This is a genomic window from Mycolicibacterium gilvum (assembly GCF_900454025.1).
Taxonomy (GTDB): Bacteria; Actinomycetota; Actinomycetes; order Mycobacteriales; family Mycobacteriaceae; genus Mycobacterium; species Mycobacterium gilvum.
Window position 1 is genome coordinate 839084 of record NZ_UGQM01000001.1, and the last position, 20249, is coordinate 859332.

Here is a 20249-nt window from a genome sequence, read left to right on the forward strand (position 1 = left end):
CCCACTGCGGGTATCTAGTCGGTCTGCCCTTTTTGCCCAGCTACGAACTTCGCCAGGGCATCGGCGTCGCGCTTGGCGGCGATCTGAGCGGTGAGCTCGTCGGCCTCGGTCTCGTGCGCGGCCTCGCCCATCACGGTCACGATGCTGGTGATGATCGGGTTGCCCTCGTCGTCGGTGATCTCACCGCGGATCTCGGTCAGCACGGCGCCGTGCGATTCGGTGACCGAATCGAGGTAGGAGTCGAACCACAGCTTGTCGCCGGCCAGGATAGGCCGGTGGAAGACCAGCTTCTGATCGCGGTGCAGCACCCGCTCCATGTTGATCGGGAGGTCGAACTGGTTGAAGATCTCCTGCTGCACGCGCCGGCCCGCGACCGCGAGGAACGTCAGTGACGCGATCAGCGCGTCGTGCCCGCATTCGCGGGCGGCGTCCTCGTCGTGGTGCGCCGGGTGCTCGTCCTTGACGGCCCGGGCGAACTCGCGGATCTTCTCGCGGTCCACCTGGAAGTAGTCGGGATACCGGTAGTGGGTGCCGATGATGTCTGCAGCGATGCTCGTCGCCATGCGCGCTCCTCGTCGGTTGGCTCGCGCGAGCCTATCAGCGCTCGGAGGGCCTACTTCTTGTCGCGATGGGACACCGCGGCGGCCAGCGCGCCGCCGACCGCGCCCAGTGCCAGCGCCGACGGGACGCCGATGCGGGCGGCCTTGCGGGCGGTGCGGAAGTCTCGAACCTCCCAGCCCCGCTGCCGGGCGAGGTCGCGCAGCGCGGCGTCCGGGTTGATCGCGACGGCCGTGCCCACCAGCGACAACATCGGCACGTCGTTGAAGCTGTCCGAGTACGCGGTGCACCGGCGCAGGTTCAGCCCCTCGCGGATCGCCAGCGAGCGCACCGCGTGCGCCTTGCCGGTGCCGTGCAGGATGTCGCCCACCAGCCGTCCGGTGAACACGCCGTCGATGGACTCGGCGACCGTGCCGAGCGCCCCGGTCAGGCCCAGCCGGCGCGCAATGGTCTCGGCCAGCTCGTAGGGCGTCGCGGTCACCAGCCACACCTGCTGGCCGGCGTCGAGGTGCATCTGCGCCAGCCGTCTGGTGCCCGGCCAGATCTTGTCGGCGATGATCTCGTCGTAGATGTCCTCGCCGAGGGCGACCAGCTCGGCCGTCGAGCGCCCCTCGATGAACGACAGTGCCTTGCGTCGGCCCGCGGCGACGTCGTCGCTGTTCTCGCGGCCCGTCAGCTGGAACTTGGCCTGTGCATACGCGAAGCGGGCCAGGTCCTGGTAGGTGAAGTACTCCCGGGCGGCCAGGCCGCGCGCGAAGTGCACCAGCGACGATCCGTGCACCAGGGTGTTGTCGACGTCGAAGAACGCGGCGGCGGTCAGGTCGGGCGGGGGCGGCGGGGGAGGTGGCGCGGCGGGGCCCAACGGCTCGGTGAGACCCTCGACGGCCGCCTCGGCGCTGGCTTCACCTGCGAGTTGCTGGGCCCGGCCTCCGATATCGGACACGGTGACAACATTAGGTCACCTCGCCGGGATACTGGCGGGGTGGATCGACAGGTGGAGCTGCTGACGCGAGAAGGATGTCCGATGTGCGCGGCTGCCGCGGCGCAGTTGGACGCCCTGGCCGGCGAACTCGGCTTCACCGTCGTCGTCACCGACGTCGACGCCGCGGCCGCGGCGGGGGACGCCGCGCTGCGCGCCGAGTACGGCGACCGGCTGCCCGTGGTCCTGCTCGACGGCGTCGAGCACAGTTACTGGGAGGTCGACGAAGCCCGGCTGCGGGCCGATCTGAGCGGGTGACACCCCCGCCGAAATTGCGTTCCGGCAGGCCCGCACTCGCACGTGCGCTGCTGGAATGCAATTTCGGCGGAAGTCGGAGCAAATTTGGTAGCCCAGCTGGTTAACGACTACCTTGGACCTGTGCAAATCGTGGTGAGGAAGCCATGAGCGTCTTGCTTTTCGGGGTTTCGCACCGCAGCGCGCCGGTGTCTGTGCTGGAGCAGTTGAGCACCGATGAATCCGATCAGGCCAAGATCATCGCCGAAGTGCTGCGATCGTCCCTGGTCACCGAAGCAATGGTGCTCTCGACCTGCAACCGTGTGGAGATCTACGCGGTTGTCGAGGCGTTCCACGGTGGCCTCTCGGTGATCGGCCAGGTGCTGTCCGACCACTCCGGGATGTCGCTGCAGGACCTCACCAAGTACGCCTACGTGCGTTACGCCGAAGCCGCCGTCGAGCACCTCTTCGCCGTCGCGAGCGGACTGGACTCCGCCGTCGTCGGCGAACAGCAGGTGCTGGGCCAGGTGCGGCGCGCCTACGCCTCCGCCGAGTCCAACCACACCGTCGGGCGCACCCTGCACGAGCTGTCCCAGCGGGCGCTGGCGGTCGGCAAACGCGTGCACTCCGAGACCGGGATCGACCGGGCCGGGGCGTCGGTCGTCTCTGTCGCGCTGGACGTCGCCGAGAAGAAGGTCGGCCCGCTGGCGGGCCGCAGCGCGGTCGTCGTCGGCGCAGGATCCATGGGAGCGCTCGCGGCCACGCAGCTGGCGCGGGCCGGCATCGAGCGCATCCACGTCGTCAACCGCAGCCTGCCTCGCGGCAAGCGGCTCGCCGAGAACATCCGCGGGTACGGGATCGCCGCCGAGGCCTACCCCTTCGACCACCTGCCCCCGCTGCTCACCGACGCCGACATCGTCATCAGCTGCACCGGGGCGGTGCGACCGGTGGTCTCCCTCGCCGACGTGCACCGCGGGCTGGCGCACGTCCGCGAACCCAAAGAGCTGGTCATCTGCGACCTGGGGATGCCGCGCGACGTCGATGCGGCGGTGGCCGGGCTGCCCGGGGTCTTCGTCATCGACATGGACCGCATCCTGCGGGAGCCGACGGCCAAGACCGCGACGTCGGACGCCGACGCCGCCCGCACGATCGTCGCCGCCGAGGTGGCGAACTACCTTGCCGGCCAGCGGGTCGCCGAGGTCACGCCCACCGTCACCGCGCTGCGCCAGCGCGCCGCCGACGTCGTCGAGGCCGAGTTGCTGCGCCTGGACAACCGTTTGCCAGGGCTGGAGTCGTCGCACCGCGACGAGGTCGCCAACACCGTGCGCCGCGTCGTGGACAAGCTCCTGCACGCGCCGACAGTGCGCGTCAAGCAACTCGCCAGCGCTCCGGGCGGTGACAGTTACGCCGAAGCGTTGCGCGAGCTGTTCGAACTCGACCAGCATGCCGTCGACGCCGTCGCCGGAAGTGAACTCGGAGCGGTTTCCAGTGACGAATTGGCCGCTCCTGCAATCGATATCGACCTAACCGAGTGACACCCACTCAGCCGAAAGCTGCCACGTGATTCGAATCGGCACCAGGGGAAGCCTGCTTGCCACCACCCAGGCCGGCACCATCCGGGACGCTCTGATCGCCGCCGGGCACGACGCCGAGCTGGTCATCATCTCCACCGAGGGTGACCGTCGCGCCGACGAGCCCATCGCCGACATCGGGGTGGGGGTGTTCACCGCCGCACTGCGCGAGGCCATCGCCGACAACGTCGTCGACGCCGCCGTGCATTCGTACAAAGATTTGCCGACGGCCGTCGACCCGAGGTTCATGATCGCCGCGACGCCGGTGCGCGAGGACGCCAGGGACGCATTCGTCGCCCGCGACGGGATGGTGCTCGGGGAGTTGCCGACGGGCTCGGTGATCGGCACGTCGTCCCCGCGAAGGGTGGCACAGCTTAAAGCACTGGGTCTGGGTTTGGAAATCCGCCCCCTAAGAGGCAACCTAGATACCAGGTTGAACAGGGTAAGCAGCGGTGAACTCGACGCAATCGTGGTGGCCAAGGCGGGTCTGTCCCGCATCGGCCGTCTCGAGGTGGTGACCGAGACGCTGGAGCCGGTGCAGATGTTGCCGGCCCCGGCGCAGGGAGCCTTGGCGATCGAGTGCCGTGCGGGTGACACCGCGCTCGCACAGCTGTTGGCGGAGCTCGACGACGCCGACACGCGAGCGGCGGTCACCGCGGAGCGAACCTTGCTCGCCGAACTGGAGGCGGGCTGCTCAGCACCGGTGGGCGCGATCGCGGAAGTGGTCGAGTCGATCGATGAGGACGGCCGGGTCTTCGAAGAGCTGTCGTTGCGCGGCTGCGTGGCGACGCTGGACGGATCCGACGTGATCCGCGCGTCCGGAATCGGAAGTCCCGATCGGGCACGAGAGCTGGGTCTCTCGGTGGCCGCGGAACTTTTCGATCTGGGGGCGCGCGACTTGTTGGACGAACGCGGGAGAGACACATGAGCTTGCGAGGACGCAAGAACAAGCCCGGCCGCATCACGTTCGTCGGCTCCGGACCCGGTGATCCGGGTCTGTTGACGTCACGTGCCCGCGCTGTGCTGGCCAACGCCGCCCTGGTGTTCACCGATCCCGACGTGCCTGAGGCAGTGCGCGCCCTGGTGGGCTCCGAGCTGCCGCCGCCGTCGGGGCCGTTGCCCCCGGTGGCCGACGCGGCGCCCAAGACCGCCGCTGCCGGCGCCGATCAGCCGGCGAGCCAGGACGCCGCCCCAGCCGACGCCGCGAAGACCGCCAAAGCCGCCGAGGATGCGGTGATCCCGGGTGGCCCCGATGTGCGGCCCGCGCTCGGTGATCCGGCCGAGGTCGCCAAGACGCTGGCCCACGAGGCTCGTACGGGTGTGGACGTGGTCCGGCTCGTAGCCGGGGATCCCCTGTCGAACGACTCTGTGATCACCGAGGTGAACGCGCTGGCCAAGACCCAGCTGAGCTTCGAGATCGTGCCCGGACTGCCCGGTACCTCGGCTGTGCCGACGTATGCCGGTCTGCCGCTGGGCTCCTCGCACACCGTCGCCGACGTGCGCGGGGATGTGGACTGGGCGGCGCTGGCCGCCGCGCCGGGACCGCTGATCCTGCACGCGACCCCGTCGCACCTTCCCGAGGCGGCGCGCACGCTGATCGAGTACGGCCTCGCCGAGTCCACCCCCGCGGTGGTCACCGCCAACGGCACCACGTGCCAACAGCGTTCGGTCGAGACCACGCTGGCCGGTCTGCTCGACAAGGCCGCGCTGGCCGGTACCGAGCCCGCCGGGCCGCTGACGGGGACGCTGGTCGTCACCATCGGTCGCACCGTCGCCAACCGCGCGAAGCTGAACTGGTGGGAGAGCCGTGCGCTGTACGGCTGGACCGTCCTCGTGCCGCGCACCAAGGACCAGGCCGGTGAGATGAGCGATCGTCTCGTAGGACATGGCGCGCTGCCGATCGAGGTGCCGACCATCGCCGTCGAGCCGCCGCGCAGCCCCGCCCAGATGGAAAGGGCCGTCAAGGGTTTGGTGGACGGCCGATTCCAGTGGGTGGTGTTCACCTCCACCAACGCCGTGCGTGCGGTGTGGGAGAAGTTCAACGAGTTCGGCCTCGACGCCCGCGCGTTCTCCGGTGTGAAGATCGCCTGCGTCGGACAGGCGACCGCCGAGAAGGTGCGCGCGTTCGGGATCAACCCGGAGCTGGTGCCCACCGGCGAGCAGTCGTCCCTCGGCCTGCTCGACGAATTCCCGCCGTACGACGACATCTTCGATCCGGTCAACCGGGTGCTGTTGCCGCGTGCCGACATCGCCACCGAGACGCTGGCCGAAGGTCTGCGCGAACTCGGTTGGGAGATCGAGGATGTCACCGCGTACCGCACGGTCCGCGCGGCTCCGCCGCCGGCGCACACCCGCGAGATGATCAAGACGGGCGGCTTCGACGCCGTGTGCTTCACGTCGAGCTCGACGGTGCGCAACCTGGTCGGCATCGCCGGCAAGCCGCACGCCCGCACGATCGTCGCGTGCATCGGACCCAAGACTGCCGAAACCGCAGCGGAATTCGGGCTGCGCGTCGACGTCCAGCCCGAGGTGGCCGCGGTCGGACCGCTGGTCGAGGCGCTGGCCGAACACGCCGCCCGGCTGCGCGCCGAGGGTGCGTTGCCGCCGCCGCGGAAGAAGAGTCGCCGCCGCTAGAACACTCGCCGAAATTGCATTCCAGCAGGCCGTTACTCGGACTGTCTCTGATGGAATGCAATTTCGCCGGAGAAGGAGACGCGCGATAGTGGGGTTCCCCCGACACCGCCCCCGGCGGTTGCGCACGACGCCGGCGATGCGCCGTCTGGTATCCGAGACGTCGCTGGAGCCACGGCATCTCGTGCTGCCGATGTTCGTGGCCGACGGTCTCGACGAGCCGCGCGACATCGCGTCGATGCCCGGGGTGGTGCAGCACACCCGAGAGTCGTTGCGCCGCGCCGCCGCCGAGGCGGTCGAGGCCGGTGTGGGCGGCCTGATGCTCTTCGGCGTGCCCCGGGACGAGGACAAGGACGCGACGGGCAGCATCGGCGTCGATCCGGACGGCATCCTCAACCGCGCACTGCGGGACCTGACCAGGGATCTCGGCGACGACACCGTGCTGATGGCCGACACCTGTCTCGACGAGTTCACCGACCACGGCCACTGCGGGGTGGTGGACCCGACGGGCCGCGTCGACAACGATCTGACCAACCGTCGCTACGTCGAACTCGCTGTGGCCCAAGCAAATTCAGGGGCACAGGTGGTCAGCCCCAGCGGCATGATGGACGGTCAGGTGGCCGCCATCCGGGACGGTCTGGACGTCGCCGGCTACACGCACACCGCGATCCTGGCCTACTCCGCGAAGTTCGCCTCGGGTTTCTACGGGCCGTTCCGCGAGGCGGTGGGCTCCAGCCTGGAGGGCGACCGCCGCACCTACCAACAGGATCCCGGCAACGGCCGGGAGGCGCTGCACGAGGTTCGGCTCGACATCGAGGAGGGCGCCGACATCGTGATGGTCAAACCCGCGATGTCCTACCTCGACGTGGTGCGGGCGACCGCCGAGATATGCCCGTTGCCGCTGGCCGCCTATCAGGTGTCGGGGGAGTACTCGATGATCGCGGCCGCGGCCGAGAAGGGCTGGATCGATCTGCCCACCGTCGTCCTGGAGTCGCTGGTCGGGATCCGGCGCGCCGGCGCCGACATCGTGCTGAGCTACTGGGCCGTCGACGTGGCCCGTTGGCTGACGTGACGGGACCGCACCAACCGCCGCCCGGGCCGCCCGCGGCACCTGGCGCCCGCCCGGCGGATGTGGACACCGGCTTCTGGCTGTGGGTGGCCGCGCTGCCGCTGATGACGGCCGGCTACGTGATCGACATGCTCACGGTGCAGGAGTTCCCGAACACGCTGGTGCTGGCGATCTCGCTGGTGTTCGTGGTCATCGTCGCGTCGGTGGTGCTGACGTTCCAGATCCTGATGCGCCAGGGGTACCGCTGGACACGGACCGTGCTCACGGGCGGTGCGATCGCAGCCGTGGTGTTCTCGGTGTCGGGCCTGTTCTCGACCGAACGCGCCGAGGTGTGGGCGATGGCCTATGCCGCCTGCGTGATCATCGGGTCGGTGTTGATCGCCGGCGGGGTGTACCTGCTGCACCGTAAGGACTCCCACGAGTTCTTCACTCGATGATTGGTTACGCTGACCCGACCATGAGCGCCCCCACCTCGTCCGGCCGTCCCCGCATCGTCGATCTCGGTTTCTGGTGCTTCATGGCCGGCGCGGTGATCATGATCGTCGGCGGATTGATGGCCGTGACCGCGACGTTCGAGGCAGCGCGCTCGGCGATCCCGGACACCGTCTCCGATGACCAGGTCCGCAGTTATCTGACCATCTACCGGGGCACCGGGTTCGGCGCGGTGCTGGGCGCGGGAGCCCTGGCGTTTCTCGCGGGACGCGCCCGCCGCGGCGACGCCCGGTTCCGGCTGGCCACGCTCGCGCTGACCTTCGCCGCCGTCGTCGTCATCGGGCTGCTCGCACTCGGGATCGGGGTGGCCCAACCGCTGATCCTGCTGGGCCTGCTGCCCGCGGTGATCGGCGCGCTGCTGTTCGTCCAACCGTCGGCGCGGGAGTGGTTCCAGCGGGACGGCGCATCGTGACCGGGCTACGCGCGCCCGAGGTGCTGTTCTCCGAGCAGGGCGCCAGCTGGCTGTGGGTGCTGGCCGGTCCCGCCGCGGGCGTCGCGATGGCGCTGATCCAGTACTCCGGCGGATACGGCATCCAGTGGGTCGTCCCGGTGCTGTTCCTCGTGCTCGTCTCGGGTTTCCTCGCGATCCAGGTCAAGGCCGCGCGCATCCACACGTCGGTGGAGTTGACGACCGAGTCGTTGCGCCAGGGCACAGAGCTCATCCGCACCGAGGAGATCGTCCGGATCTACCCCGAGGCCAGCGGTTCGGAGACGCCGAAGTGGCAGTACGCGCGCGCGCTCGGTGAGCTCACCGGCGTGCCGCGCGGGCGCACCGGTATCGGCGTCCGGTTGACGAACGACCGCACCGCTCAGGCGTGGGCCCGCAAGCATCACCAGTTGCGGGCGGCGCTGACGAATCTGGTGGAGGAGCGCATACCTCCCGAGCCGGCTCAGTGAGTCGTCGGCGCGCACTCGTCGAGCTCCTGCTCGGGGCGCTGGCGGCCGTGGGCTGTGTGGCGGCCTGGCTCGGCGCCGCCACCCCGGTGACCGTGGCCCCGGTGCTGCCGGGCGAACCGTCCACCTCGTCCTACACCTACTACGCGCCGATGCTCACACTGTCGCTGCTGCTGGCGACGCTCGCCGGGGTGCTCGTCGTCGTCGGCGTCACGCGGCTGCGCCGCACCTCCGCGAAATAGCATTCCGGGTCGTCAATTGCCCCCGAACCACAGCCGTGGTTGCACACTCGGCGACTCAGGACAGCAACTGTGGGTCTCGCCACATCCGCTTTGGTACAAAGTTCAAGATCTGTAACACTGTGTCCATGACCGAGTTGGCGGACAAGAACGGACATCTCGACGGTGCTGATACGGATGCGTTGCCGCTGGGGCCGCAGTCCCTGGTCTGGCGCTACTTCGGCGACAACCGCATGTATCTGATCGGCCCGCGTCCGGCGGTGCTGCAGAACATGCTGGCCGAACTGGGCCAGGGGGTGTACGACCACTCGACGTTCTTCGCCGATACCGCCGAGCGCCTCAAGCGCACCATCCCGCCGATCTTCAACACCGTCTACGGCTCTGACGACGAGAACGCCGGGCTGCAGGTCCGCGATTTCCACACCGACATCAAGGGCGTGATGCCCGGTCCCGACGGCGAAGAGGCCGGTCGCTACCACGCGCTCGACCCCGAGACGTACTTCTGGGCGCACGCCACGTTCGTCGAGCAGGTCTACTACTTCGCCGACACCTTCGTGAAGCGCCTGACCGACGCCGAGCGTGAGCAGATCTGGCTCGAGTCGAAGACCTGGTATCGCCGGTACGGGGTCAGCGACCGGGTGATGCCCGCGACCTACGCCGAGTTCGTGCAGTACTGGGATCGGATGATGGACCAGGTCGTCGTCGCGCACCCGACCGCGAAGTACGGGGTCGGCTATGTGACCAAGGGCTTCCCGAAGCCGAAGGCCGTCCACCCGCTCGTATGGCGGCTCGTGGCCCCCGTGTTCAACCCGCTGGCGGCGTTCCTGACCACCGGCGGCCTGCCGCCACGGGCCCGGATGCTGTTGGGGCTTCCGTGGAGCGACAAGCAGGAGCGCCGGTATCAGCGCTTCGCCGCGTTCTGGCGCTCGCGGCCGGTGAACTGGGTCTGGGATCGCCTGCCCATGACGGTGCGCTACAGCGGCTACGCCGTGAAGGGCTTCACCCGATCCGACCCGCGATCCGATGTCCGGGCCTGATCCGGCGTCCGAACAGATCCTCGACGCCGCCGTCGTCGAGTTCGAACGGCACGGCTTCCGCCGCGTCGCGCTCGAAGACGTCGCGCGCCGCGCCGGCGTGAGCCGCACGACGATCTACCGGCGCTTCGCCAACAAGGACCAACTCGTCGGCGCCGTGATCGAGCGCGAGAACGTCGCGCTGTTCAGCGACATCGCCACTGAGCTGAAACAGGCCGGCCCGCAGTCGAATTACTATGTCGAGGCGTTCACGCTGTCGATTCTGAAGTTCCGCGGACATCGCGTGCTGCACCGGATGATCACCGAGGAACCGGGCCTCGTGCTGGAGCTGGCGTCGCTGTACTACCGCGCGGCGATCGAGCGGATGGCGGAGGCGCTGCGGGTCATCTTCCCGCCCGGCTTCGCCGAGCGGATCGGCGCCGACGCCGTCGACGAACTCGCCGACACCATCCTGCGGTACGCGACGATGGTGCTGCTGCTGCCCAGCGCCCAACCGCTGGAGACGGCCGACGACATCCGTGCTTTCGCGCGCCGCCATTTCCTGCCGAGCCTTCCCGAAGCGCTGCGCTCGGTGCCCGCGTGACGGGGTGTTTCGCGCGTCACACTTTCGGGCAGCCCGAAAGTCATGACCACCAATGATCAGACCCAGCAACGTTCCACCGGGGACAAACCGGACGTCACACTCGACCACGTCACCGAAACCCCGGATCCGGACACCGACGAACGCACCGAGAAGCCCGAGATCACCGACGAGCACCGGGAAAAGGCCAAGGAGATGGCCAAGGCCTACTCTGACGACCTGCAGACCACCACGCTGCCCGGCAGCAGCGGGACCGTGTCGGGGACGTCGGTCACCGACTGGGTCGACGACGCGGACAAGGGCAAGATCGAGACCTCGGCCGACGAGGGCAACGTCGAGTACCGCAACACCGAGGAGTTCAAGAAGAAGCTGGAGGGCTGACCGGGGTCGACCGGCGCGCCGCCGGGAGCGGTTGCCTAGTCTGAGAGCCGTGACAGCGCTGGAGAGCATCGCGCCCGCCTTCGTCGACATGGCTCACTCGATCGTGTGGGCATCTGTTGCCACCGTCGACGCCGTCGGCAGACCGCGCACCCGCATCCTGCACCCGATCTGGGAGTGGGACGGCACGGACCTCTTCGGATGGATCGCGACGGTCCCGACTCCGCTCAAACGCGCTCACCTGGCCGCGCATCCCGACGTGTCGGTGAGTTACTGGACCACCACCCAGGACACGTGTTCGGCCGAATGCCTCGTCGAGTGGTACACCGACGACGACACCTGCGCCCAGGTATGGGACAAGTTCGCGACGGGCCCGGCACCTGTCGGCTACGACCCGCGCATCATCCCGATGTGGAAGGACGGTCCGACCTCGCACGAGTTCGCCGTCCTGCGGCTGGCGCCGTACCGGCTGCGGGTGATGCCGGGTGCGGTGATGATGCGCGGTGAAGGTGCCCCGCTGATGTGGAGTGACCACAGTGGTCGCCGGGACTGAGCCCGGCGTCGGGCATCTGCCGCTGGCGCCGAAGAACCCGCTTCCGTACCGGCGACTGCTCACGCTGGTGCGCGCGCTCGACACCGGCCAGCTGCAGGTCCGGGCCGCCGGCGGGCCGATCACCCGGGTTCAGGTCGCGCCGCGCTGGCTGTTCCCCCCGTTCGTCGCCGTGTTCTCCCCCCGAGGTGTGCGCGACGTCCTTGGCCGCAACGATGCGTTCTCCGAACGGTGCATCGTCCACGAGGAAGTTCGGGACATGGCCGGCGACAGCCTGTTCGTGCTGCCCAACGAGCCGTGGCGACCGCGCAAACGCGCGCTGCAACCGGTGTTCACCCCGCAGAACGTGCGCAGGTTCGGCGGCCACATGTCGCGCGCCGCCGAGGTCTTCGTCGACGCCTGGCGCGACGGTGGCGACGTCGATCTCGATCTCGAATGCCGCCGCATCACCATGCAGTCGCTGGGGCGCTCGGTGCTCGGCGTGGATCTCAACGAGAGCGCCGACGTGATCGCCGAGCACATGCACGTCGCGTCCTCGTACACCGCCGACCGCGCCCTGCGCCCGGTGCGCGCCCCGCGCTGGCTGCCGACGCCGGCCCGCCGACGGGCCGCCCACGCCGTCGCCGAGATGCGGCAGGTCGCCGCGGACATGCTGCAGGTCTGCCGTGACGACCCGGACCGCGACGCCCCGCTGGTGCGCGCGTTGATGGACGCCAGGGATCCCGAGACCGGTATGGCGTTGTCGGACGACGACATCTGCAACGATCTGCTGATCTTCATGCTCGCCGGTCACGACACCACGGCGACCGCGCTGACCTACGCGCTGTGGGTTCTCGGGCACCATCCCGACGTCCAGGATCGCGTCGCCGCCGAGGCGGCCGCGCTCGGGCGGCGTGAACTCGAGCCCGGCGACGTGCCGCACCTGAAGTACACGACGCAGGTGTTGCTCGAGGCGCTGCGGTTGTGCCCGCCCGCCGCCGGGGTGGGACGGATGGCGGTCCGCGACATCGACGTCGACGGCCACCGGGTGCAGGCGGGAACCCTGGTGGCGGTGGGCATCTACGCGCTGCACCGGGATCCCGAGATCTGGCCGGACCCGGACAGATTCGACCCCGACCGCTTCAGCCCCGAGCAGACCGCGCAGCGCGACCGCTGGCATTTCCTGCCGTTCGCCGGTGGTGCGCGCTCGTGCATCGGAGAGCACTTCGCCCGGCTGGAGACGACGCTGGCGTTGGCGACGATCGTCCGCAGCATGCGAGTCACGTCTTCTGACAACGACTTTCCCGTGGATGTGCCGTTCACGACCGTCGCGCACGGACCGATCCCGGCGCACCTGACACCGCGCTGATCTCCCCGCGCCGATTTCGACATGCGGATGACGGCCGGATGAACGAGACTCTCACCATCGTGGTGACATCCCCTGGGGGGCGGACCCACCGGCGCAGCGTCGCGCGTTCCATTCCGGCCTCTTCAGTGAATCAGGATGTTCTCCGTGACCTCGCTCGATACCCCCTCGGCGCCGACCGGCCCCGGCTCTGGCTCCGGGAATGGCATGCACGATCTCGAAGCCGAACTGACCGTCATCCCCGAGTCCGCCAAGACCACCGATCTGCGGGGTCAGTTCTGGATCTGGGCCGGCGTCAACATCGCGCCGATCAACTGGATCCTGGGAGCGCTCGGCGTCACGATGGGGCTCGGTCTGTTCGAGACCATCGCCGTGCTGGTGGTGGGCAACGCCATCGGCATGTCGCTGTTCGGCACGTTCGTGGTGATCGGTCAGAAGACCGGCGTCACCGGGATGGTGTTGTCGCGCATGGTGTTCGGCCGCCGCGGCGCCTACGTGCCGGCCGCCGTGCAGGCCGCGCTGTGTATCGGCTGGTGTGCCGTCAACACCTGGATCGTGCTCGATCTGGTGATGGCCCTGCTCGGGCGCATCGGCCTTGTCGATCCCGAGCTCAGCAACCACGCGGCGCGCATCGTCGTCGCCGGCATCATCATGACCACCCAGGTGGTCATCGCCTGGTTCGGGTACCGGCTGATCGCGGCCTTCGAACGCTGGACGGTGCCGCCGACGGTCGCGGTGCTCGTCGCGATGACGGCCGTGGCCTGGTTCGGTCTCGACGTCGACTGGGGCTACACCGGTGACGCCGCGCTGACCGGCGCCGAGCACTTCACCGCGATCACCGCGGTCATGACGGCGATCGGAATCGGTTGGGGCATCACGTGGTTGGGCTACGCCGGAGACTACTCCCGGTTCGTGTCGTCCTCGGTGCCGGCGCGGAAACTGTTCGCGGCCAGCGCACTCGGGCAGTTCATCCCGGTCGTGTGGCTCGGCGCTCTGGGCGCGACCCTGGCCACGCTGAGCGCCTCGTCGGACCCGGGCGAGATCATCGTCGACGCCTACGGCGTGCTCGCGATCCCGGTCCTGCTCCTCGTCGTGCACGGCCCCCTGGCCACCAACATCCTCAACATCTACACCTGTGCGGTCTCCACCCAGGCCCTCGACATCCACGTCAACCGCCGCGTGCTCAACATCGTGATCGGCGTGGTCGCGATGGCGTGGGTGGTCTACTTCGTCCTCAACGGCGACTTCGCCGCGACGATCGACGCGTGGCTGGTCGGCATCGTCGGCTGGCTGGCGCCGTGGGCCGCGGTGATGCTGGTCCACTGGTTCGGGGTCGCGCGTCGTCAGGTCGATCCTGCGACGTTGCTCACCCCGCCCAACGAGTCGACCCTGCCCGCGGTGCGCCCCAGCGCGCTGATCTCGCTGGCGGTCGGGATCGTGTTCACCTGGCTGTTCATGTACGGGATGGTGCCGATGATGCAGGGCCCGATCGCGGTCGCCCTCGGCGGTGTCGACCTGTCCTGGCTCGCCGGGGGCCTGGCCGCCGGCTCGCTGTACGCGGCTCTGGAGATCCCGAAGGCCCGCCGGGCGTGAGGCGAGTGGCGCAGGTCACCGGCGGGACGGGGCTCCACTACACCCTGTAGTTGGAGGTTCCTCATCCGGCTGGGACACTGGTCGGCATGAGCACAACCGAGGAGTCCGCGAAGCTGTTCGCCGACGCGTCCTCTGTGATCCCGGGCGGGGTGAACTCCCCGGTCCGCGCGTTCAACTCCGTCGGCGGGACGCCGCGCTTCATCACCTCCGCCAAGGGTTGCCGGCTCACCGACGTCGACGGCAATCAGTACGTGGACCTGGTGTGTTCGTGGGGGCCGATGATCCTGGGACACGCCCACCCGGCCGTTGTGGAGGCGGTGCAGCGGGTAGCCGCCCACGGGCTGTCCTTCGGCGCGCCGACGCCGTCGGAGTCCGAACTGGCCCGCGAGATCATCGACCGGGTCGCTCCCGTCGAACGGGTCCGGCTGGTGAACTCCGGCACCGAGGCCACCATGAGCGCGATCCGGCTGGCCCGGGGATTCACCGGGCGCGCCAAGATCGTGAAGTTCTCCGGCTGCTACCACGGGCACAGCGACGCGCTGCTGGCCGACGCGGGCTCCGGGGTCGCGACGCTGGGTCTGCCGTCGTCGCCGGGTGTCACGGGTGCCGCCGCGGCCGACACCCTCGTGCTGCCGTACAACAACGTCGCCGCGGTCGAGGAGATCTTCGCGCAGTTCGGCGACGAGATCGCCTGCGTCATCACCGAGGCCAGCCCGGGCAACATGGGCACGGTGCCGCCGCTGCCCGGCTTCAACGCCGCGCTGCGCCGCATCACCGCCGCGCACGGCGCCCTGCTGATCGTCGACGAGGTGATGACGGGTTTCCGGGTCAGCCGCTCCGGCTGGTACGGCCTCGATCCGGTCGACGCCGACCTGTTCACGTTCGGCAAGGTGATGAGCGGCGGCCTGCCCGCCGCGGCGTTCGGCGGCACGGCCGAGGTGATGGGACGGCTGGCCCCGCTGGGTCCGGTGTATCAGGCGGGCACGCTGTCGGGAAACCCCGTCGCGATGGCCGCCGGCCTGGCGACGCTGCGGGCGGCGGACGACGCCGCGTACGCGAAGCTCGACGCCAACGCCGACCGCCTCGTCGGGCTGATCGGCGATGCGCTCACCGAAGCCGGTGTCACACACCAGATTCCGCGGGCGGGCAACATGTTCAGCGTGTTCTTCGGTGGTGATCCCGTCACCGACTTCGCCTCCGCGAAGGCCACCGAGACGTGGCGGTTTCCGGCGTTCTTCCATGCGCTGCTCGATGCCGGCATCTACCCGCCGCCGAGCGCCTACGAGGCCTGGTTCGTGTCGACGGCTCTCGATGACGAGGCATTCGACCAGATCGCGGACGCGCTGCCCGGCGCGGCCCGTGCCGCAGCGCAGGCCGCCGCATGACCGATCAGACGCCCGGCGCCGGAGGCGCCAATCAGACGCCCGGCGCCGGAGGTGCCAATCAGACGCCCGGCGCCGGAGGTGCCAATCAGACGCCCGGCGCCGGAGGTGCCAATCAGACGATCGTGCACGTCATGCGCCACGGCGAGGTGCACAACCCGGAGAAGATCCTGTACGGGCGGCTGCCGGACTATCACCTGTCCGACCGCGGTCAGGCGCAGGCGAGAAGGGTGGCCGAGTGGCTGGGCTCGCGCGACATCACCCACGTGGTGGCCTCGCCGCTGGAACGCGCCCAGGAGACCGCCGCCCCGATCGCCGCGGCGCACGGGTTGACCGTCAGCACCGACGACGAGCTGATCGAATCCGAGAACATCTTTCAGGGGCAACGGGTTTCACCGGGAGACGGCGCGCTGCGCGACCCGCGCAACTGGTGGCACCTGCGCAACCCCCGCACGCCGTCCTGGGGTGAGCCGTACAGCCACATCGCGGCACGCATGAAGCGGGCGGTGTTGCGCGCACGCGAGGCCGCCCACGGTCACGAAGCGGTATGTGTCAGTCATCAGCTGCCGGTGGAGACGCTGCGCCGGGCGATGACCGACAGGCCGCTGCACCACTTCCCGACCCGGCGCATGTGCAACCTGGCGTCGGTGACGTCCTTCTATTTCCATGACGGGGTCTGTGTCGGCTGGGGGTATTCGGAGTTGGCCGGGCAGTGAACCGTGTGGTGGCCTTCGGGCGCACGCTGATGGCAGCGTGCGCGGCCACTGCTGTCTTCGCCGGGTGCGCCACAGGCAGCGATGCCGTCGCCCAGGGCGGCACCTTCGAGTTCGTCGCTCCCGGTGGGCAGACCGACATCTTTTACGACCCGCCGCAGGAGCGCGGCACGCCGGGCCCGCTGTCGGGACCGGACCTGATGGACACCGACAGGACCATCTCCCTCGACGACTTCGCCGGCAAGGTCGTGGTGATCAACGTGTGGGGGCAGTGGTGCGGACCGTGCCGCACCGAGATCACCGAGCTGCAGAAGGTCTATGACGCCACCCGCGACAGGGGTGTGGCATTCCTCGGAATCGATGTGCGGGACAACAACATCGACGCCCCGCGGGATTTCATCATCGACCGGGCGATCACCTTCCCGTCGATCTACGACCCCCCGATGCGCACCATGATCGCGTTCGGCGGCCGGTACCCGACCACGGTGATCCCGTCGACGGTCGTGCTGGACCGCGAGCACCGGGTCGCGGCGGTGTTCCTGCGGGAGCTGCTCGCCCAGGACTTGCAGCCGGTCGTCGAGCGGTTGGCGGCCGAGCAGTGAACGTCGACCAGATCGACCAGCTGACCGCGTCCGGCCCCTTGCTGCTGGCCATGGGTCTGGCGGCGCTGGCGGGTCTGGTGTCGTTCGCGTCGCCGTGTGTGGTGCCGTTGGTGCCCGGCTATCTGTCGTATCTGGCCGCGGTCGTCGGTGTCGACGACGGCAACGCCGGATCCGGGGCGGTGGCCGTCAAGGGTGCCCGGCTGCGCGTGGCGGGTGCGGCGGCGCTGTTCGTCGCGGGGTTCACCGTGGTGTTCCTGCTCGGCACCGTCGCGGTGCTCGGTATGACGACCACGCTGATCACCAATCAGCTTCTGCTGCAACGCATCGGCGGCGTCATCACGATACTGATGGGTCTGGTGTTCATCGGCCTGGTCCCGGTGCTGCAGCGCGACACCAGGTTCACCCCGCGTCGCATCTCCACCGTCGGCGGGGCGCCGCTGCTGGGCGCGGTGTTCGCGCTGGGCTGGACCCCGTGCCTGGGGCCGACGCTGACCGGTGTGATCGCGGTGGCCTCGGCGACCGAGGGCAGCAACGTGGCCCGCGGCGTGGTGCTGGTGATCGCCTACTGCCTCGGCCTCGGAATTCCGTTCGTGTTGCTCGCGTTCGGTTCGGCGCGGGCCGTCGCGGGTCTCGGCTGGCTGCGCCGCAACACCCGCACCATCCAGATCCTGGGCGGGGTGTTGATGATCCTCGTCGGCGCCGCGCTCGTCACCGGTCTGTGGAACGAGTTCGTGTCGTGGGTGCGCGACGCGTTCGTCAGCGACGTGAGGCTCCCGATCTGATGGTCACCACCACCCCGCGAGAAGACACAAACTCGCGCAACACGCCGCCGACACGCCCGATTACGCGTCTGCTCGCGCTGGTGCGCAACACGTGGCGGACCCTGACGTCCATGGGCACCGCCCTGGTGCTGCTGTTCCTGCTCGCGCTCGCCGCGATCCCGGGCGCCCTGCTGCCGCAGCGCAGCCTCAACGAGAGCAAGGTCGCCGAGTACATCGCCGAGCATCCGACGCTCGGCCCGTGGCTGGACCGCGTCCAGGCGTTCGACGTCTTCTCCAGCTTCTGGTTCACCTCGATCTACGTGCTGCTGTTCGTGTCGCTGGTGGGATGCCTGACGCCGCGACTGTTCGAGCATTTCCGCAGCCTGCGCGCGACACCCGTCCCGGCCCCCCGCAACCTGAGCCGGCTCCCCAAGCACCACAGCGCCGACGTGCCCTGCGCCGACGTCGACGCCGCCGCGACGGCTGTCGACGGCCAACTCCGCGGGTGGCGCCGCACCACCCGGCGCGACGGTGAGGCCACAGAAATCTCCGCGGAGAAGGGGTATCTGCGCGAGTTCGGCAACATCGTCTTCCACTTCTCGCTACTCGGTCTGCTCGTCGCGATCGCCGCCGGCAAGCTGTTCAGCTACGAGGGCAACGTCATCGTCATCGCCAACGGCGGGCCGGGCTTCTGCACCGCGTCGCCGGCGGCGTTCGACTCGTTCCGCGCCGGCAACACCGTCGACGGCACCTCGCTGTATCCGATGTGCATCCAGGTCGACGACTTCGACGCCACCTATCTGGACAACGGCCAGGCCGTCGGATTCCAGGCCAACATCAGGTACCAGGCGGACGACGACCTGACCACCGGGACGTGGCAGCCGTACCTGCTGAAGGTCAACGAGCCGCTGCGCGTCGGCGGGGACCGCGTCTACCTGCAGGGCCACGGTTACGCCCCGACGTTCACCGTGACGTTCCCCGACGGGCAGACCCGCACCCAGACGCTGCAGTGGCGACCCGACGACCAGTTCACGTTCCTGTCCTCGGGCGCGATGCGGTTCGATCCGCCCGCGGGTACCTACCCCGACGAAGACGAACGCCGCGACAATCAGATCGCGATCCAGGGTCTGTTCGCCCCGACCGCGCTGCTGCACGGCGCACTGCTGTCGTCGCGCTTCCCCGAGATGCAGGATCCGGCGGTCGCCATCGACATCTACAAGGGCGACACCGGCCTGGACACCGGCCGGCCGCAGTCGGTCTTCTCCCTCGACGAGCGCATGATCGGGCAGGGGCGCCTGGAGAAGATGGCCCGGGTGAACCTGAAGGTCGGGGAAGACACCCGTCTGGCCGACGGCACCGTCGTGCGGTTCGACGGGGCGGAGCAGTTCGTGAACCTGCAGGTGTCCCACGATCCCGCCCAGATCTGGGTGCTGGTCTTCTCGATGACGATGATGGGCGGACTGCTCGTGTCGCTGATCGTCCGGCGGCGACGAGTCTGGGTGCGGTTGACCCCGGGACCGGCAGGTACGGTGAACGTCGAGCTGGGTGGCCTGGCCCGCACCGACAACTCGGGATGGGGCGACGAGTTCGAGCGGCTGACGGAACGGCTGCTCACCGCAGTCGAGTCGGCCACGCCGGCGGAGAAAGCGAAGAAAGCGGATCATTCATGAGTACGACCATCGACCTGGATCTGGCCCGTTACTCCGATTGGGCGTTCACGTCGTCGGTGCTGGTCCTTGTCGCCGCGCTGTTGTTGTTCGCCGTCGAACTGGCCTACAGCCGCAGTCGCAAGGTGGAGGACCGCGAATTGGTCGGCGCCGCTTCGGGCCGGGTGTCGGGTGACAGCTCCGCGCCCGGGGTCGTCGTCGATGCGCCTCGGCGCTCGATGGACGAGCGGCTCGGCGCGGCGGGCATGTCGCTGACGTATGTCGGGATCGCGTTGCTGCTGGCGTGCATCGTGCTGCGTGGCCTGTCCACGTCGCGGGTGCCGTGGGGCAACATGTACGAGTTCATCAACCTGACGTGTTTCTGCGGTCTGGTCGCCGCGGCGTGGGTGCTGCGCAAGCCCCAGTACCGGTCGCTGTGGGTGTTCGTCCTGGTGCCCGTGCTGATCCTGCTGACGGTGTCGGGCAAGTGGCTGTACTCGCATGCCGCGCCGGTGATGCCCGCGCTGCAGTCCTACTGGCTGCCGATCCACGTGTCGGTGGTGAGCCTCGGGTCCGGGGTGTTCCTGGTGGCGGGCGTGGCCAGCATCCTGTTCCTGGTGAAGATGTCGCGGCTGGCCGACCGCGACGACGCGATCGGCCGGATCGTGGCGAAACTGCCCGACGGTCAGACGTTGGATCGGATCGCCTACCGCACAACGATCTTCGCATTCCCGGTGTTCGGTTTCGGGGTGATCTTCGGCGCCATCTGGGCCGAGGAGGCGTGGGGCCGCTACTGGGGCTGGGACCCGAAGGAGACGGTGTCGTTCATCGCGTGGGTGGTCTATGCGGCGTACCTGCACGCGCGGTCGACGGCGGGGTGGCGCGACCGTAAGGCCGCGTGGATCAACATCGCCGGGTTCGTCGCGATGGTGTTCAACCTGTTCTTCATCAACTTGGTGACGGTGGGCCTGCACTCCTATGCAGGCGTCGGGTAGCCG

General features: G+C 69.0%; 23 protein-coding genes. 21 read left to right on the forward strand and 2 right to left on the reverse strand.

Annotated features, from left to right (window positions below):
• Positions 1 to 14 precede the first annotated feature (14 nt).
• The gene (locus DYE23_RS03975) at positions 15 to 563 is read right to left on the reverse strand and encodes an FAS1-like dehydratase domain-containing protein (RefSeq protein WP_115326541.1); all 549 of its coding nucleotides are present in this window, start codon (positions 561 to 563) and stop codon (positions 15 to 17) included.
• 50 nt (positions 564 to 613) lie between these two features.
• A complete protein-coding gene (locus tag DYE23_RS03980) occupies positions 614 to 1501 on the reverse strand; it encodes an HAD family hydrolase (protein ID WP_011891073.1) in 888 nt (295 codons plus the stop codon).
• Positions 1502 to 1540: 39 nt separating this feature from the next.
• Between DYE23_RS03980 and DYE23_RS03985 the strand changes: the two genes are divergently transcribed.
• From DYE23_RS03985 to ccsB, 21 genes are all read left to right on the forward strand, one after another.
• Positions 1541 to 1795 (forward strand): glutaredoxin family protein, encoded by a 255-nt coding sequence (locus tag DYE23_RS03985; RefSeq protein WP_011891072.1) that lies wholly within the window; start codon positions 1541 to 1543, stop codon positions 1793 to 1795.
• A gap of 143 nt (positions 1796 to 1938) precedes the next feature.
• The gene (locus DYE23_RS03990; RefSeq protein WP_115326542.1) at positions 1939 to 3306 is read left to right on the forward strand and encodes a glutamyl-tRNA reductase; all 1368 of its coding nucleotides are present in this window, start codon (positions 1939 to 1941) and stop codon (positions 3304 to 3306) included.
• Between the two features lie 25 nt (positions 3307 to 3331).
• Positions 3332 to 4270 (forward strand): hydroxymethylbilane synthase, encoded by a 939-nt coding sequence (gene hemC / locus DYE23_RS03995; protein ID WP_115326543.1) that lies wholly within the window; start codon positions 3332 to 3334, stop codon positions 4268 to 4270.
• Positions 4267 to 5976, forward strand: a complete 1710-nt coding sequence (locus DYE23_RS04000) for a bifunctional uroporphyrinogen-III C-methyltransferase/uroporphyrinogen-III synthase (RefSeq protein ID WP_011891069.1) — start codon at positions 4267 to 4269, stop codon at positions 5974 to 5976. Before hemC ends, DYE23_RS04000 begins: the two co-directional genes overlap by 4 nt.
• An 88-nt stretch (positions 5977 to 6064) precedes the next feature.
• Positions 6065 to 7045 (forward strand): porphobilinogen synthase, encoded by a 981-nt coding sequence (hemB, locus tag DYE23_RS04005; protein WP_011891068.1) that lies wholly within the window; start codon positions 6065 to 6067, stop codon positions 7043 to 7045.
• A complete protein-coding gene (locus DYE23_RS04010) occupies positions 7042 to 7479 on the forward strand; it encodes a hypothetical protein (protein ID WP_115326544.1) in 438 nt (145 codons plus the stop codon). Before hemB ends, DYE23_RS04010 begins: the two co-directional genes overlap by 4 nt.
• A gap of 20 nt (positions 7480 to 7499) precedes the next feature.
• Entirely contained in the window at positions 7500 to 7946 is a 447-nt protein-coding gene (locus tag DYE23_RS04015) for a hypothetical protein (RefSeq protein ID WP_041787611.1), read from the forward strand.
• Positions 7943 to 8431, forward strand: a complete 489-nt coding sequence (mce1N, locus tag DYE23_RS04020; RefSeq protein WP_115326545.1) for a transport-regulating membrane protein Mce1N — start codon at positions 7943 to 7945, stop codon at positions 8429 to 8431. The genes DYE23_RS04015 and mce1N overlap by 4 nt, the downstream gene beginning before the upstream one ends.
• Positions 8428 to 8670 (forward strand): hypothetical protein, encoded by a 243-nt coding sequence (locus DYE23_RS04025; protein ID WP_115326546.1) that lies wholly within the window; start codon positions 8428 to 8430, stop codon positions 8668 to 8670. Before mce1N ends, DYE23_RS04025 begins: the two co-directional genes overlap by 4 nt.
• A gap of 125 nt (positions 8671 to 8795) precedes the next feature.
• The gene (locus DYE23_RS04030; protein WP_115326547.1) at positions 8796 to 9704 is read left to right on the forward strand and encodes an oxygenase MpaB family protein; all 909 of its coding nucleotides are present in this window, start codon (positions 8796 to 8798) and stop codon (positions 9702 to 9704) included.
• Positions 9691 to 10284, forward strand: coding sequence for a TetR/AcrR family transcriptional regulator (locus DYE23_RS04035; protein WP_041788367.1), 594 nt, complete (start codon positions 9691 to 9693; stop codon positions 10282 to 10284). The genes DYE23_RS04030 and DYE23_RS04035 overlap by 14 nt, the downstream gene beginning before the upstream one ends.
• 42 nt (positions 10285 to 10326) lie before the next feature.
• Positions 10327 to 10662 carry a hypothetical protein gene (locus tag DYE23_RS04040; RefSeq protein WP_115326548.1) on the forward strand — a complete coding sequence of 112 codons (336 nt, stop codon included), beginning with the start codon at positions 10327 to 10329 and terminating at the stop codon, positions 10660 to 10662.
• A 49-nt stretch (positions 10663 to 10711) separates the two neighbouring features.
• On the forward strand, positions 10712 to 11212 hold the full coding sequence (locus tag DYE23_RS04045) for a pyridoxamine 5'-phosphate oxidase family protein (protein ID WP_099962422.1): 501 nt from the start codon (positions 10712 to 10714) through the stop codon (positions 11210 to 11212).
• On the forward strand, positions 11196 to 12557 hold the full coding sequence (locus tag DYE23_RS04050) for a cytochrome P450 (protein WP_011891060.1): 1362 nt from the start codon (positions 11196 to 11198) through the stop codon (positions 12555 to 12557). Before DYE23_RS04045 ends, DYE23_RS04050 begins: the two co-directional genes overlap by 17 nt.
• A 204-nt stretch (positions 12558 to 12761) precedes the next feature.
• Entirely contained in the window at positions 12762 to 14147 is a 1386-nt protein-coding gene (locus tag DYE23_RS04055; RefSeq protein WP_115326549.1) for a cytosine permease, read from the forward strand.
• 86 nt (positions 14148 to 14233) lie between these two features.
• Positions 14234 to 15532: a glutamate-1-semialdehyde 2,1-aminomutase gene (gene hemL / locus DYE23_RS04060; protein WP_115326550.1), complete on the forward strand. Its 1299-nt coding sequence runs from the start codon at positions 14234 to 14236 to the stop codon at positions 15530 to 15532.
• Positions 15533 to 15663: 131 nt separating this feature from the next.
• The gene (locus tag DYE23_RS04065) at positions 15664 to 16245 is read left to right on the forward strand and encodes a histidine phosphatase family protein (RefSeq protein WP_115328856.1); all 582 of its coding nucleotides are present in this window, start codon (positions 15664 to 15666) and stop codon (positions 16243 to 16245) included.
• Complete coding sequence (locus tag DYE23_RS04070) at positions 16242 to 16844, forward strand: TlpA disulfide reductase family protein (protein WP_011891056.1); 603 nt, start codon at positions 16242 to 16244, stop codon at positions 16842 to 16844. The genes DYE23_RS04065 and DYE23_RS04070 overlap by 4 nt, the downstream gene beginning before the upstream one ends.
• Positions 16841 to 17626, forward strand: coding sequence for a cytochrome c biogenesis CcdA family protein (locus DYE23_RS04075; protein ID WP_172527702.1), 786 nt, complete (start codon positions 16841 to 16843; stop codon positions 17624 to 17626). Before DYE23_RS04070 ends, DYE23_RS04075 begins: the two co-directional genes overlap by 4 nt.
• Positions 17626 to 19275: a cytochrome c biogenesis protein ResB gene (resB, locus tag DYE23_RS04080; RefSeq protein ID WP_011891054.1), complete on the forward strand. Its 1650-nt coding sequence runs from the start codon at positions 17626 to 17628 to the stop codon at positions 19273 to 19275. Before DYE23_RS04075 ends, resB begins: the two co-directional genes overlap by 1 nt.
• Entirely contained in the window at positions 19272 to 20246 is a 975-nt protein-coding gene (gene ccsB, locus DYE23_RS04085) for a c-type cytochrome biogenesis protein CcsB (RefSeq protein ID WP_011891053.1), read from the forward strand. Before resB ends, ccsB begins: the two co-directional genes overlap by 4 nt.
• Positions 20247 to 20249: the final 3 nt, after the last annotated feature.

Coding starts and splice junctions, on each gene's coding strand:
- DYE23_RS03975 (WP_115326541.1), bottom strand. CDS start 563: ATGGCGACGAGCATCGCTGCAGACATCATCGGCACCCACTACCGGTAT.
- DYE23_RS03990 (WP_115326542.1), top strand. CDS start 1,939: ATGAGCGTCTTGCTTTTCGGGGTTTCGCACCGCAGCGCGCCGGTGTCT.
- DYE23_RS04000 (WP_011891069.1), top strand. CDS start 4,267: ATGAGCTTGCGAGGACGCAAGAACAAGCCCGGCCGCATCACGTTCGTC.
- DYE23_RS04015 (WP_041787611.1), top strand. CDS start 7,500: ATGAGCGCCCCCACCTCGTCCGGCCGTCCCCGCATCGTCGATCTCGGT.
- DYE23_RS04030 (WP_115326547.1), top strand. CDS start 8,796: ATGACCGAGTTGGCGGACAAGAACGGACATCTCGACGGTGCTGATACG.
- DYE23_RS04035 (WP_041788367.1), top strand. CDS start 9,691: ATGTCCGGGCCTGATCCGGCGTCCGAACAGATCCTCGACGCCGCCGTC.
- DYE23_RS04040 (WP_115326548.1), top strand. CDS start 10,327: ATGACCACCAATGATCAGACCCAGCAACGTTCCACCGGGGACAAACCG.
- DYE23_RS04055 (WP_115326549.1), top strand. CDS start 12,762: ATGCACGATCTCGAAGCCGAACTGACCGTCATCCCCGAGTCCGCCAAG.
- hemL (WP_115326550.1), top strand. CDS start 14,234: ATGAGCACAACCGAGGAGTCCGCGAAGCTGTTCGCCGACGCGTCCTCT.
- DYE23_RS04065 (WP_115328856.1), top strand. CDS start 15,664: ATGCGCCACGGCGAGGTGCACAACCCGGAGAAGATCCTGTACGGGCGG.
- resB (WP_011891054.1), top strand. CDS start 17,626: ATGGTCACCACCACCCCGCGAGAAGACACAAACTCGCGCAACACGCCG.
- ccsB (WP_011891053.1), top strand. CDS start 19,272: ATGAGTACGACCATCGACCTGGATCTGGCCCGTTACTCCGATTGGGCG.